Raw genomic sequence first — 13,345 nt, forward strand, 5'->3', positions numbered from 1 at the left:
GAAGGTAGCGTTTCTGCCTGTTGTTCTGCCTGGTGCCGCCGGGGCGGTCCTGGTCGGATGGCAGAAACGGACGGCTCGCCGCCGATCCGCCGGACGGAAGGGGCATGGTCTCGTTGCAGCGCGGGTCCCGGGACGACGGGTGCGGCACACCGCTGGTCGGCCGTGCCGCCGAGCTGGGCCGCGTGCTGGCGCCGGGCCGCCCCGACTGGCGGGGTCCGCGCGACCTGCTGGTGCTCGGCGAGGCGGGCGCGGGCAGGACGGCGCTGCTGGAGACCGCCGCGCACCGCCTGCGGCAGGCCGGGACGCTGGTCCTGCGCGCCCGGGGCAACGAGGCCGAGTCGCGGTTCCCCTTCGCCGGGCTCCACCAGCTGCTGCTGCCGCTGTCCGGGGAGCTGGGCGGGCTGCCCGAGCATCTGCGCGCGCCGCTGGAGGCCGCCTTCGGGACGGTCGCCGCGCCCGGTCCGCCCGATCCGATGCTGCTGCGCATCGCCGTCCTGACGCTGGTGACCCGGACCGCCGCGCGGCGGCCGGTCGCGCTCGTCGTCGACGACGTGCAGCACTTCGACCGCGACTCGGCGGACGTGCTGGGGTTCGTGACGCGGCGTCTGGCCGACCCGGGCGTCACGGTGCTGCTGGCCGCGCGCGGCCACGTCCCTCCCCCGCAGGTGAACGCCGAGACGCCGGTGCTGACGCTGGGGCCGCTGACCGAGCGCTCGGCGACGCGGCTGCTGGACGCCCAGCCCCGCCCGCCGGTCGGCCGGGCCCGGCTGGAGCTGCTCCGGCACGCGCGGGGCAACCCGCTGGCGATCATCGAGCTGTGCCGCGCCGCGGACCGGTCCGGGCCGCCCCTGGAGGGTGTCGCGGAGGCGCGGCTGTCGCGTCTCCAGGAGACGTTCGCCGCGCGGGCGCGCGAGCTGCCGGACGCCACGCGGCGGGCGCTGCTGTACGCGGCCGCCGACGACCACGGCGACCTGGCGACGATCACGCGGGCGGCCGGGCACGGGGCGGACCTCGCGGTGTGGCGGCCCGCCGAGGAGGCCGGGCTGGTCGTCATCACCGCCACCGAGGTGGAGTTCCGGCACCCGCTGGTCCGGTCCGCCGTCTACCGGACGGCGCCGGCGCAGTCGCGCCGGCAGGCGCACCACGACCTGGCGGCGGCGCTGGAGGACGATCCCGAACGCGCGGCCTGGCACCGCGCCGGGGCCTGCCTGGGACCCGACGAGTCGGTGGCCGCCGCGCTGGAGGAGGTCGCCGAGCTGGCCACGCGGCGCGGCGGCCGGTTCGCCGCGGCGCGGGCGCTGGAACGCGCGGCCGAGTGCTCCCCGGCCGACCACGACCGGGCCCGCCGCTACGTCCGGGCGCTCGGCGCCGCCGACCGGGCGGGCGACCCCCGGTGGGTCCGCGAGCTGTACGAGCGGGTCACCCGGCTGAGCCGGGACCCCGACATGCTGGGCGCGGCGGCCTGCGGGGCGGGACTGGCGCTGTCGATGGGCGCCCGCCAGCGCGAGGCGTTCGGGCTGATGGCGTCCGCGCTGGAGCACCGGCCGCCGCGAGACGGGCGCGTGACGCTGGCGCTGGTGTCGGTGATGGCGGCGGTGGCGTTCCAGTCCGGGCTGCCCGAGATGCGCCGGCCGCTGCCGGGGTTGCTGGCTGAGGTCCGGATCGGCCCGGCCGCTCCCGCGCCGTTCGCGGAGATGGACGACCTCACCTGCGAGCTGATCGGCAATGTGGTCCTGGCCTCGGCCGACCCCGTCGCCCACGTGCCGGCGCTGCTCGACCCCGCCGCGCGGACGCCGCTGCGCGAGCCGGCGGAGGGCGCGGCGGAGATGACGCGGCTGCTGGCGCTGGGCGCGGTCGCCTGGTACGCCGACGAGTCCGACCTGTGCGTGGAGTCGTTCCGCGCGGCGTTCGCGGGGCTCCGCGCCGGGGAGGCCATGGGAAGCGGGGCGACCTGCCTGGTCCCCATGGCCGCGGCGCTGATCGACACCGGACGGTGGGGCGAGGCCGACGCGATGCTGGAGGAGGCCGCGGCCGTCGCGGCCGTGCACCGCCTGGAGCACGTCGCGGTCGACGTGCGGGCCCTGCGCGCGACGCTGGCGGCGCTGCGCGGGCGGCACGAGCCGCTCGGCGACGACGCCTGGACGGCGGTCGACCTGGCCGAGAACCGCGCCACCCACGCCTACCTGCTGCGCGCCGCCGCCGCGCAGGCCGAGGCGGCGGGCGACCTGGAGGACGCCTACCGGCACCTGCGGGCGCTCTACGACGACGGCACCGCGCTGCACTACGTGCTGTCGATGCGCTCGATCGTGGAGCTGGCCGCCGTCGCGCGCCAGACCGGCAGGCAGGAGGAGGCCGCCCCGCTGGTGGAGGCGGCGCGGGCCGAGGCCGGGCCGAGACCGACGGCCCGCATGGCGCTGCTGCTGCACCACGCCACGGCGCTGCTCGACGACTCCCCCGACGCCGAGCGGCACTTCCGGCTCGCCATCGTCAACCCCGCCGCCCAGCAGTGGCCGCTGCAACGCGCCCGGGCCCGCCTGGACTACGCCCGCTGGCTGCGCCGCCGTCGCCGGCCGCTGGAGGCGCGGCCGCTGCTCACCGCCGCCCTGGAGACCTTCACTCGGCTCGGCGCGCGGACCCCGGCCGAGCAGGCGGCGGCCGAGCTGCGCGCCAGCGGGGTGTCCGGCGAGTCCGCCCGCGCGTCCGGCGACGACCCGCTGGCGTCGCTGACCGCCCAGCAGCAGCAGATCGTCCGGCTGGCCGCCGAGGGGCTGGGCAACCGGGAGATCGCCGAACGCCTCATGCTGTCCCCCCGCACCATCGGCTCCCACCTGTACCAGGCGTTCCCGAAGCTCGGCGTGAGCAGCCGCCACCAGCTGCGCGACCTCCTGGAACGCGACTGACCCCGGTGCCCGCCGCGGCGGGGGCCTCCGGGACGGAGGAGGGGCGGCGGCGGGAGGCTACAGTGAACCGAACGAATCGACATGCTCCCGACTCGATGGCCAGGTGCGGATGATGGGACCGGCTCTCCCGCCGGGCGGGCACGACCGTGACCGGCCGGCGTTCGTCCCCGATCCCCTCGTGCGGCGGCTGCTCGACGCCTCGGCCGAACCCCCCTACCTGCACCAGATCGGCCCCGTGGACGGGCGGCTGGCGCTGCTGGAGGCGCAGGGGCACGCGCCCGACGACGCCCGCGTGGCGGCCGCCTTCCACGCCGCGCCGGTCGGGCCGTCGGGGCTGACCGGCTTCTGGGTGTTCCGGCCCGCCGCGGCCGCCGGGCCGCTGCCGGCCGTGGTGTACGCGCACGGCGGGCGGTGGATGCTGGGCGACGCCCACACCCACTGGCGGCTCATCAGCGCGCTGGTGCTGGCCAGCGGCGCGGCGTTCGTGGTCCCCGAGTACACCCGCACGCCCGAGGCGCGCTACCCCGTCGCCGTCGAGGAGTGCTACGCGGTGCTGGAGTGGGCCGCCCGCAACGCCGACGGGCTGGGCCTGCGGGGCGACCGGATCGCCGTCGCCGGGGACTGCGCGGGGGCGACCATGGCCGCCGTCCTGCCCATGCTCGCCAAACGGCGCGGCGGGCCGCGGCTGCGCGCCCAGCTGCTGTACTACCCGATGACCGACCCGCGCTGCGACAGCGACTCCCAGGAGCGCTTCGCCGAGGGGTACCTGCTGACCCGCGAGGCGCTGCGCTGGTACTGGCAGGAGTACACCGACGACGACCGCCAGCTCGGCGAGGCCGCCGTCGCGCCGCTGCGCGCCACCGCCGAGGACCTGGCCGGGCTGCCCCCCGCGTTGATCATCTCGGCCGAGGCCGACGTCGTGCGGGACGAGGCCGAGCAGTACGCGCGCCACCTGAGCCTCGCGGGCGTCCCGGTGACGTGCGTGCGCTACCTCGGCATGGTGCACGACTTCGTCTCCCTGACCGCGCTGCAACCCAGCCCCTCCTCGCGCGTCGCCCTCCGGCAGGGCGCGTCGTTCCTGGCGGACGCGCTGTTCGACCGGTAGCGGGACAACCGGTGACCCGGTACCGGTCGATGACTGGGAACGACTGAGTTCCGGCCGACCAGTCGACCGACCGATGTGTCCCCGGGGGCGTCGCCCCGAGGCTGGACGCATGACGAACACCGAACCCGTACTCGAAAAGGCCGCCCGCGACTTCGCCGAGGCGACCAAGAACCCTCCCTACCTGTACGACCTGGGCCCCGTCGAGGGCCGCAAGACCGTCGACGAGGTCCAGGGCGGCGACGTTCCGGTCCCCGACGCCGACGTCGAGGACCTCACCATCCCCGGCGGCCCCGGCGGAAGCGTCCGGATCCGGATCCTCCGCCCGGCGGGCAGTGAGGGGCCGCTGCCGGTCCTGCTCTACATCCACGGCGCGGGCTGGGTGTTCGGCAACGCCCACACCCACGACCGCCTGGTCCGCGAGCTGACCGTGCGGGCCGGGGCCGCCACCGTCTTCGTCGACTACAGCCTCTCCCCCGAGGTCAGGTACCCCCACGCCCTGGAGGAGATCTACGCCGCGCTGCTGTGGGTCGCCGACAAGGGCGCCGACCACGGCCTGGACGCCTCCCGCATCGCGATCGCGGGCGACTCGGTCGGCGGCAACATGACCGCCGCCACCACCCTGCTGGCCAAGCGGCGCGGCGGCCCGGCCCTGGCCGCGCAGCTGCTGTACTACCCGGTCACCGACGCCGCGTTCGACACCGGCTCCTACGAGCAGTTCGCGACCGGGTACTTCCTCAGCCGCGAGGGCATGCGCTGGTTCTGGGACCAGTACACCACCGACGAGGCGCAGCGCGCCGAGATCACCGCCTCGCCGCTGCGCGCCACCCCCGAGCAGCTCGCCGGGCTGCCCCCGGCGCTGGTGATCGTCGCCGAGGCCGACGTGCTGCGCGACGAGGGCGAGGCCTACGCGGCCAAGCTGCGCGAGGCCGGCGTCCCGGTCACCGCCGTCCGCTACCAGGGCGTCATCCACGACTTCGTGATGCTCAACGCGCTGCGCGACACCAACGCCGCCAAGGCCGCCACCCGGCAGGGCGGCGAGTTCCTGCGCGACGCCCTGCACGCCTGATCCGGCCCGCGCGAACCACAGGAGCCCATCGCATGTCCACACCCACCGTCGTCCTCGTCCACGGCGCCTTCGCCGACGCCTCCAGCTTCGCCCGGCTCATCCCCGAGCTGCGCGCCGACGGGATCCCGGTGCTGGCGCCGGCCGTCCCCAACCGCAGCCTGGGCGGCGACGCCGCCTACATCGCCTCGGTCGTCCGCCAGATCGACGGCCCGGTCGTGCTGGTCGGCCACTCCTACGGCGGCGCGGTCATCACCGTCGCCGGCGTCGAGGACAACGTCACCGCCCTGGTCTACCTGGCCGGCTACGCGCTGGAGGAGGGCGAGAGCCTGGGCGAGCTGCAGGGGCGCTTCCCCGACTCGCCGCTGGCCTCGGCGCTGGTGCAGCGCGAGTACCCCACCGGCGTCCCGGGCGGGACCGGCACCGACGTGTACGTGGACCCCGACCGGTTCCACGCCGTCTTTGCCGCCGACGTCGACGCCGAGCTGGCCGAGGTCCTCGCGGTGACCCAGCGCCCGCTGGCGGCCGCGGCGTTCGCCGAGCCCGCCACCGCGGCGGCCTGGCGGACCAGGCCGTCCTGGGGCACGGTCTCGACCGCCGACCAGACCATCAACCCCGACGTCGAGCGCTTCGGCTACCAGCGCGCCGGCGCCACCACCGTCGAGATCGACGCCTCGCACCTGGTGATGCTGTCGCGCCCCAAGGAGGTCGCCGCGGTCATCCGCGACGCCGTCCGCGCCACCGCCTGACCCTCCCACCGCGGGCGTCCCCACGGGCACCCCGCGGACCCGGCCGCGCCGAAGACGCCGCGGCCGCTCCGTTCCGTCCCGGCGGGCCCTCGGGGGCGCCCGCCCACTCCCTTCCGATCAGGAGCACCCCATGACCTCTCCCACCGTCGTCCTCGTGCACGGGGCCTTCGCCGACGCCTCCAGCTGGCGCCCGGTGGTCGCCCGCCTGCGCGCCGCGGGGACGAACGCGCGCGCCGTGGCCAACCCGCTGCGCGGCCTGACCCACGACGGCGAGTACGTCGCCTCCCTCGTGAGCCAGATCGACGGCCCCGTGGTGCTGGTCGGCCACTCCTACGGCGGCCCGGTCATCACCCACGCCGCCGCCGTGGCCGCCAACGTCACCGGCCTGGTCTACGTCGCCGCCTTCGGCCTGGACACCGGCATGAGCGCGCTGTCGTCGGTGGAGGGCTTCCCGCCCGCCGAGCTCAACACCGCGCTCGTCCCCGCCACCTACCCCGACGGCGAGGGCTCGGCGACCGAGTTCACGATCGACCCGGCGAAGTTCCACCCGGTGTTCTGCGCCGACCTGCCCGCCGGGGACGCCGCGTTGATGGCCGCCTCCCAGCGCCCGGTCGCCGAGCTGGCCCTCGCCCAGCCCCTGGCCGTCGAGCCCGCCTGGAAGCGCGTGCCGAGCCGGTTCGTCGTGGCCGCCGCCGACCACGCCATCGACCCCGGCGCGCAGCGCGCGGCGGCCGCGCGTGTCGGGGCCGACACCGTCGAGCTCGACGGCGCCTCGCACGCCGTCGCCCTGTCCCGCCCCGACGAGGTCGCCCAGGTGATCAGCGCCGCCGTCGGCGCGTAACGCGCCACCACCCGGACCGCGCCCCCCGTCCCGCCGAGCGCGGCGCATGATCAGCCCGGCTCCGGGTCGCGGTCCGGGTCGCGGTCCGAGGGCGGCCAGACGTACGGCAGGTCGTCGGGCACGCCCGGGAAGATCGGGCCGTAGTGGCCGGGGTCCTTGCGCACCAGCGCCGACCGGTGGCTGAGATGCAGGGCGTCGTCGCCCAGCCACGGCGGGAGCTCGCCGGCCTCGGCCAGCTCCCGCTGGGCGCGGGGCTCCGCGATGCCCCGGACCGCGGCCAGCTCGGCCGTCAGGGTGGCGTTGCAGGTGTCCCGGTGCCCCAGCGAGCACCAGTGCCGGCAGACCTCCATCCCGTAGCGGACCAGGGCCTCCTCGTACCCGGCCCACATCCGCACCGCCGGATGGCGCCGCCAGCCGTAACCCGGCACCGTCAGGGCGCGCAGGATCTGCAGCGTCTCGACCCGCTGCTTGCCCAGCCTGCGCCGGTCCAGGACGCGCGCCGTGGCGGCGAAGTCCGCGTACGGCAGGAAGGTCTGCACGACCGCCCCCCACCCTCGATCATGGTCGTCGGCTCGTCACCCACCGTAGCCGCAGCCCGCCACCGCGACGGGACGGGGGTGCGCGCGGCCCGTCCCGGCGCCGGTGTCAGCCGGTCCAGGACGGGTAGCCCCCACCTGGAAGATCGTTGAAGGCGAGGGGGCGTCCATGGAGTACGAGGCCGAACGGGAGATTCCGGCCGACAGCCGCACGGTGTTCGGCGTCGCCGCCGACGTGGGGACGATGGAGCGGTGGCTTCCCCAGGAGATCGACGTGCGGCGGATCGCGACCGACCTGGTCGAGGGCGAGGCCGACGGGGACGAGGTGCTGATGCGGGCGGTCCCGGACCAGCTCCGCCTGGAGTGGGGGCTGCACGGGCGCCCGGACTACACCGGCTGGATCCAGGTGATGGACCGCGCCGACGGCGCCAGCACCGTGGTGGCGCACCTGTCCTTCCTCGGTGACCAGCCCGAGGCGAGCGGCGCGACGCGCGCCAGGGAGGCCACCCAGCGGCTCCTGGAACGGTCGCTGGACCGCCTCGCCGACCTGGTGGGGCAGCAGGCCGCCCGGTCAGCGCGCTGACCCCCGCGCCGGTTCACCGCCCGCCGCGGGGGCGGAGCCGGTCCGGCAGCGGCGCCAGCGGGAACACCCGCCAGAAGTAGGCGTCGGCCGCGTGCTGGTCACCGGGGTAGTTGACGGCCTCGGCGATGCGGCCCCGCTCGATCCGGAAGGCCAGCGCCCAGGTGGTGTCCAGGCCCCGCGGGGTCGTGCTCCAGCCGCGGTGCAGGTCGACGACCCACGGCCCGTCGGCCGCCAGGAAGATCGGTTCGGCCCGGAACCCGGCCCGGGCGAGCTCGGCGAAGAAGGCCAGGACCTCGTCCACGCCCCGCTTGACGCCCGCCAGCGGGTGGTGGCCGGGGATGGTCCACCTGATGTCCGGGGCGAAGAACCGGTCGCGCAGCGCCCGCAGGTCGTTGGCGGCGTAGGCGGCGTAGTAGCCGCGGATCAGGGTGACGTTCGGGTGCTCGGCCGCGGGCGGCGCGGCCGCCGCCTCCCTGGCGGGCAGGGCGGCGGCCGCCATCCCGGCGGCCGACACGCCCGCGGCACGCAGCAGGGTCGTACGGGAGATCTCGGGCATGGGTACGGCTCCTTGGGGTGTCCTGGGAGGGGCGCGGTTCAGCGGTAGCGTCCGACGACGTCACGGATCAGGCCGTCGCGGACCAGGAACGCGTAGAAGAAGGTCTCGCGGGCGCCGCCGCGGGTGGAGAAGCGGTAGTCCAGCACGTACCGCCCGCCGTCCCACCGGCTCCCGGTGATCTCGTAGCGGCCGCCGGCCCGGAGCACCTCGGGCACCAGGAAGCGGTCCATGATCTCGGCGCGCGAGGGGTAGATCCGCCCGACGCTGTCGAACCGGGCGTCGGCGGCGAAGGTGGCCGCCACCGCCCGCTCGTCACCGGCGTTGGCCGCGTCGGTGAAGCGCCGCGCGACCCGTTCGGCCTCCGCCCGGCCGGCCGGGGCGGCCGCCGGCGCCGCGGCCGGAGGGGCGCCGCCCTCCGGCGCGCTCGAACATCCCGTCACCGCCGTCAGGGCCGCGGCCGCCAGGGCGATACGCCGGCCGAATCGCATCTTCGTCTCCGTTCCGCCGGATCCGCTCGACGGGGCCCGGCCTGTCCAGGAAAACGCGGTTTCCGGGGACGCGTCCAAGACCTTTCGCCATACAGTTGGCGCATAGGTCATCGCCGGACGGAGGGCGGCGCCATGGACGTGGACACCGGTGCGCTGCGCTGCTTCGTGATGGTGGCCGAGCAGCTGAACTTCACCCGCGCCGCCGAACGGCTGTTCCTGTCCCAGCCCACGCTCAGCCGCCGGATCCGCCGCCTGGAGGAGGACCTGCGCACCCCGCTGTTCGAGCGGACCGGCCGCGAGGTCCTGCTGACCCCGGCCGGGGAGGCGTTCCTGCCCCTAGCCCGCGGCCTGCTCGCCGACTGGCTGACGGCGCAGCGCACCGTGCGGACCGTGGCGGCGGTCGGCTCCCGCGTCCTGCGGGTCGGCTTCGAGGCGTCCGGCGCGGGCTCGCTGGCGACCCGCGCCTACACCGAGTTCATGCGCCGCCACCCCGACTCCACCGTCGAGCCCAAGCGGTTCGACTGGGGCGGGGAGGTCGCGGCGCTGCACGAGGGGCTCGTGGACGTCGCCTTCGTCTGGCTGCCCGCCGACACCACCGGGCTGCACACCGAGATCGTGACCGTGGAGCGCCGCATGGCGGGCCTGGCCGCCCGGCACCCCCTGGCCGGCCGCGCCGACGTGTCGATCATGGATCTGGCCGACGAGCCGATCGTGTGGACCAGGCGGGCGCCCCGGGCATGGGTCGACTGGTGGGCGGTCAACCCCCGCCCCGACGGCCGCGAACCGGTCTGGGGTCCCGAGAACGACAACGTCGAGGAGATGCTGGAGCACGTGGCCTCGGGGCAGGCGATCTGCATCAGCCCCGAGTCGATGAGCCTGAACTACGGCAGGCCCGACCTCACCTGGCTCCCCGTCCGGGACATCGCGCCGCTGCGCGTCGCCCTGTGCTGGCCGGTGACCAGCGCCAGCCCGTCGGTGGCCGCCTTCGCCGCCGTCGTCAGGCGGCTGTCGGGGCGTTCCTGAGCCGGGGGCACGAGGTCGCGCGTTCCAGCCGGTCGCGATGGTCCTCCCGCCACGCCGCGTCCGGCCTCCCGGCTTCGCGGACGTCGCGTCGTGCGGCGGTGGCACCGGGGCCTCGGGACGATGGGCGGGTGGGAACACGCGAACGGGGCGAGGGCTACTTCTTCCCGCGGTCGCCCAACCTCTTCTGGCCCGCCGACCGCGCCTGGTGCGTCGCGATCGAGGTCGGCCTGGACTCCACCCATGTGGGCGGCTCCGCCGGGCTGGTCGCCGACCTGCTGGCCGACCCCCGGTTCGAGGCGCTCCCGGCCGCGCCGGACGACCGCATCGACGAGGTCAACCAGGCGGACTCTGACGAGCGGGGTCCGTCCCTCCCGGAGGGGGCCCTGCCGCGCCCCGCTCAGCCGCCCTGCTTCTCGCAGGCGGAGACGCGGACCGTCTTGCCGGTGCTGCTCGGCACGCCGCTTTCTCGTGCCCGCGGGGTCCCGTTGCGCATATTTGTTCAAGACCGGCGCGACCCGTCCAGCCCATGATCGACGGCACGACCGCCATGCGTTGCAGAGGAGAGAACTATGCGTCGTGTTGTCATGGCCCTGGTCACGGCCGGAGTGATCGCGGGCGGGCTCGCCGGGGTCTCCGCCCTTCCCGCGGCCGCCGACGAGACCGGGAGCGTCCGCATCACCTCCGACAGCGTCCGCATCACCTCGGACACCCCGAAGAACCGCGAGTGGTAGGGCTCTAGCCGCCCCAACGGCCAGGGACGCCAAGGCGCCCTCCCGGAGATCCTCCGGGAGGGCGCGAGCGTTTCCGGGTGTCGCCTACCCGAATGGGGCGGTACGCGTCGCAGGGCGAAAGGGCGGATGGACGACGCTGCCCCGCTCTCCCCCGCATCCACGAGTCTCCTTGCATGACCGAGCTTCGGCGGCAGATCGTCCGGCTGACGGTACCGATGATGGCCGCGCGGCTCCTGGCCATCCTCGTCCCCATCCTGGTCATCGGGATGCTGGGCTGGATGGACGGCGAGGCCCTCCAGATCCGTTCGCTCTACATGCCGATGGCGTTCCTGTTCTTCGCCCTCCAAGCGATCTTCGACGTCGCCACCCAGACGATCATGGCGTTGCGGAGCGGGCGCGGCGAGCACGACGCCGGGCCCACGCTCGCGAGCATGGCGCTCGTCTGGTTCGTGGGCGGGCTCGTGTTCGCGGGCGTCCTGAGCGCGGGCGCCCCGGCGCTGGCGGACGTGCTGGGCGCGCCGCCGGAGAGCGCGGACCACTTCGCGCGGTTCCTGCGCTGGATGGCGTTCGCGAACATGACCCTGGCCGGGCCGGTGCTGTGCGCGGCGGCGCTGCGCGGTACGGGCCGGGCGGGACCCGCGGCGCTGATCGTGCTGGTGGGCAGCGTGATGGAGGTGGCGGGCCTGGCGGTGCTGGGGTTCGGCGCCGACCTGGGCACCGCCGCCCTGCCGCTGGCCACCGTGCTCAACGGTCTCGTCGGGGGCGCGCTCGGCATCGTCCTGGTGTCCCGGGCGGGACTGCTGGGCGGGTGGGGCTGGCAGCGGGAGGTGCTGCGCTACCTTCCGCAGACCGGTCTGCCCGTGTGCATGTCCAGCCTCGTGATGTTCGGGATGAACCTGGCCTTCGTGCGCATGCTCAGCCCCTTCGGCCCGACCGTGATCGCCGGGTTCGCCACCGCCGCCACGGTGCAGAACCTGCTCATCATGCCCGCCCTCACCCTCGGCTCGGCGTCGGCGATCGTCATGAACCAGCGGCTCGGCGCGGACCGGCCGCGGCTCGCCCCGGTCCTGCGCGCGGCACTCCGGATCACCGTGGCGGTCTACGCCGTGATCACCCCGGTGGTGTGGCTGTCGCGCGGTCTCATCGGGAGCGTGACGGCCGAGAACGCACGGATCGCGGAGGAGACGGCCCGGTACTTCGCGATCGTCGCGCCGAGCTACCTGCCCCTCGCCCTGGTCCTGGCCGTGATGATGGCGCTCCAGCAGGTCGGCGGTGTGCGGATGGCGCTGTCGGCGACGGTGCTGTACGTCGTGCTGACGGTCGCCGTCGGCGCCTGGGCGAACCAGGGCGCCGACGGTCCGGTGCCGTTGTACGCGGTGATGAGCGCGATGAACGTCGGCGGTCTGCTGGCGGTGGCCGGGGCGCTGGCGTTCGTGCGTCGGCAGGACCGGCGTCGGCTGGACCGGCCGGCGGCGCAGCGGGTCCGGTCCTAGGGAGCGTGTCGAGTTCAGATCTTCGCTGGAGGCCGCGGAGTCAGATGACCGCGCCTCGTAGGTGGAGTCCGGCGAGGTGACTCAGGGGCGTCCCGTCGTAGCGGGCGGCCGGACCGCGCCCTTCCTTGATCTTGTTGAGGCGGCGTTCCCCGCGCTGCGGTTGGCGCGGGAGGAGTACGCCTGATCCGCGGCCACGGCGCCAGGCCGGGTCCCGGGCCTTGATGCGCTCCGGGACGGCGGTGAAGCGCGGGCTGTCAGCAGCCTGGCCGGGGGTGAGCACAAAGGGCAGCGGGCGGCAGCGGCGGTCCGTCCTCCGCGTGAGCGGTCCAGCTCGGCGGCCTCGGCGGTCACCGCTTCCACTAGGGCATGGAAGACCTAGGCCCCTGCCCACAAATGGATCCGCGCGTAGACGGTGGGCCAGGGCCCGTACCGCTCCGGCACGTCCCGTCACGGACTGCCCGTACGGAGCCGCCACATCACGCCGTCGACCAGCCGCCGCAGGTCAGGGACCGGGCCGCGCCCGCCCAACGGCAGATGCGGCTCGACCACCGCCCACTCCCTAGTGCGGTGACCACGAACCCAAGCCGCCTGATCACACCCGACGAACGTTCACCGACAGCGCATCAGCCGTTGGAGGGCCGCGCCTGCTTTCGCACCCGGAAGCGGAGCACCGTGACGGCGCCCGACTGGGTATTGCTGAGAGGTTCCAGGTCGACCCTGTCCAAGCTCGGAGGCGAGAAGCGGACGCCGTCGCCGAGCAGCACCGGTAGGACATACACCAGAATCTCGTCGACGAGCCCGCGCTGCAGGCACTGGGCGGCCACGTCGGCACCGAGGATCTCCAGGTTCTTGTCTCCCGCGGCGCTGCGTGCCGTGGCAACGGCTTCCTCAAGCCCACAGGTGAGGAACGTGACGGCAGGGTCCGGCTCCTCCGGAGGATTGTGGGTGAGGACGAACTGTGCTCCCCCGTCGTATGCGGTGTCCTGATCGGCCATACCCTTGGCGACATCGTAGGTGCCCCGGCCGATGAGCATGGCGCCCGTGGCCGCCATGACCTCCGGGACCGCGTCCGCGGTCAGGTACTCAAAGATCCAATCCATCGCGTGACCACGACCGGCGATGAAGCCGTCCAGGGACATCACCCTGTTCACGACCACTTTGCCGGTGCTCGCATCGCTCATGCGTTTCTCCAGGGGATCTTGGAAGCCCGGGGCCGAATCATAGTCCGGCCGGTGGGGACGGCGGGGCGGAGTCGCACGCGTATCGGCGATGGCCCA

14 protein-coding genes and 1 pseudogene are annotated in these 13,345 nt (G+C 74.9%); 10 read left to right on the forward strand and 5 right to left on the reverse strand.

Features of this window, described 5'->3' with window-relative positions; translation table 11 throughout:
- Window positions 1–104: 104 nt before the first annotated feature.
- From AKI01S_RS54245 to AKI01S_RS13695, 5 genes are all read left to right on the forward strand, one after another.
- Window positions 105–2,900: a helix-turn-helix transcriptional regulator gene (locus AKI01S_RS54245; protein WP_067816087.1), complete on the forward strand. Its 2,796-nt coding sequence runs from the start codon at window positions 105–107 to the stop codon at window positions 2,898–2,900.
- A gap of 112 nt (window positions 2,901–3,012) precedes the next feature.
- Window positions 3,013–4,005: an alpha/beta hydrolase gene (locus tag AKI01S_RS13680; RefSeq protein WP_067816202.1), complete on the forward strand. Its 993-nt coding sequence runs from the start codon at window positions 3,013–3,015 to the stop codon at window positions 4,003–4,005.
- Between the two features lie 109 nt (window positions 4,006–4,114).
- Window positions 4,115–5,071: an alpha/beta hydrolase gene (locus AKI01S_RS13685; RefSeq protein ID WP_067816090.1), complete on the forward strand. Its 957-nt coding sequence runs from the start codon at window positions 4,115–4,117 to the stop codon at window positions 5,069–5,071.
- A 32-nt stretch (window positions 5,072–5,103) separates the two neighbouring features.
- Window positions 5,104–5,817 (forward strand): alpha/beta fold hydrolase, encoded by a 714-nt coding sequence (locus tag AKI01S_RS13690; RefSeq protein WP_067816093.1) that lies wholly within the window; start codon window positions 5,104–5,106, stop codon window positions 5,815–5,817.
- 130 nt (window positions 5,818–5,947) lie between these two features.
- Entirely contained in the window at window positions 5,948–6,658 is a 711-nt protein-coding gene (locus tag AKI01S_RS13695; protein WP_067816096.1) for an alpha/beta fold hydrolase, read from the forward strand.
- Window positions 6,659–6,708: 50 nt separating this feature from the next.
- On the opposite strand, the gene AKI01S_RS13700 is transcribed toward AKI01S_RS13695, so the two are convergent.
- Window positions 6,709–7,197 (reverse strand): MSMEG_6728 family protein, encoded by a 489-nt coding sequence (locus tag AKI01S_RS13700; protein WP_067816098.1) that lies wholly within the window; start codon window positions 7,195–7,197, stop codon window positions 6,709–6,711.
- A gap of 166 nt (window positions 7,198–7,363) precedes the next feature.
- Here AKI01S_RS13700 and AKI01S_RS13705 point away from each other — a divergent pair, with 166 nt between their 5' ends.
- A complete protein-coding gene (locus AKI01S_RS13705; protein ID WP_067816100.1) occupies window positions 7,364–7,777 on the forward strand; it encodes an SRPBCC family protein in 414 nt (137 codons plus the stop codon).
- Between the two features lie 13 nt (window positions 7,778–7,790).
- Here the strand turns inward: AKI01S_RS13705 and AKI01S_RS13710 are convergent, their stop codons facing one another.
- Window positions 7,791–8,333, reverse strand: a complete 543-nt coding sequence (locus AKI01S_RS13710; protein ID WP_067816102.1) for a nuclear transport factor 2 family protein — start codon at window positions 8,331–8,333, stop codon at window positions 7,791–7,793.
- 38 nt (window positions 8,334–8,371) lie between these two features.
- On the reverse strand, window positions 8,372–8,821 hold the full coding sequence (locus AKI01S_RS13715; protein WP_067816104.1) for a hypothetical protein: 450 nt from the start codon (window positions 8,819–8,821) through the stop codon (window positions 8,372–8,374).
- Between the two features lie 132 nt (window positions 8,822–8,953).
- On the opposite strand from AKI01S_RS13715, the gene AKI01S_RS13720 reads away from it, so the two are divergent.
- The 4 genes from AKI01S_RS13720 to AKI01S_RS13730 all read left to right on the forward strand — a co-directional run bounded on the left by AKI01S_RS13720 (window position 8,954) and on the right by AKI01S_RS13730 (window position 12,068).
- Window positions 8,954–9,844: a LysR family transcriptional regulator gene (locus tag AKI01S_RS13720; RefSeq protein WP_157419825.1), complete on the forward strand. Its 891-nt coding sequence runs from the start codon at window positions 8,954–8,956 to the stop codon at window positions 9,842–9,844.
- Between the two features lie 128 nt (window positions 9,845–9,972).
- Window positions 9,973–10,374: a hypothetical protein gene (locus tag AKI01S_RS13725; protein WP_067816107.1), complete on the forward strand. Its 402-nt coding sequence runs from the start codon at window positions 9,973–9,975 to the stop codon at window positions 10,372–10,374.
- Between the two features lie 39 nt (window positions 10,375–10,413).
- On the forward strand, window positions 10,414–10,575 hold the full coding sequence (locus tag AKI01S_RS50480; RefSeq protein WP_157419826.1) for a hypothetical protein: 162 nt from the start codon (window positions 10,414–10,416) through the stop codon (window positions 10,573–10,575).
- A 173-nt stretch (window positions 10,576–10,748) separates the two neighbouring features.
- On the forward strand, window positions 10,749–12,068 hold the full coding sequence (locus AKI01S_RS13730; protein WP_067816110.1) for an MATE family efflux transporter: 1,320 nt from the start codon (window positions 10,749–10,751) through the stop codon (window positions 12,066–12,068).
- 40 nt (window positions 12,069–12,108) lie between these two features.
- On the opposite strand, the pseudogene AKI01S_RS54835 reads toward AKI01S_RS13730, so the two are convergent.
- Both AKI01S_RS54835 and AKI01S_RS13735 read right to left on the reverse strand, forming a co-directional pair.
- Window positions 12,109–12,408: pseudogene (locus AKI01S_RS54835) on the reverse strand (hypothetical protein); the annotation flags it as partial.
- Between the two features lie 283 nt (window positions 12,409–12,691).
- Window positions 12,692–13,249: a dihydrofolate reductase family protein gene (locus tag AKI01S_RS13735; RefSeq protein ID WP_067816113.1), complete on the reverse strand. Its 558-nt coding sequence runs from the start codon at window positions 13,247–13,249 to the stop codon at window positions 12,692–12,694.
- Window positions 13,250–13,345 lie beyond the last annotated feature (96 nt).

Origin of the sequence: Actinomadura kijaniata NBRC 14229 (assembly GCF_001552175.1) — a bacterium.
Taxonomy (GTDB): Bacteria; Actinomycetota; Actinomycetes; order Streptosporangiales; family Streptosporangiaceae; genus Spirillospora; species Spirillospora kijaniata.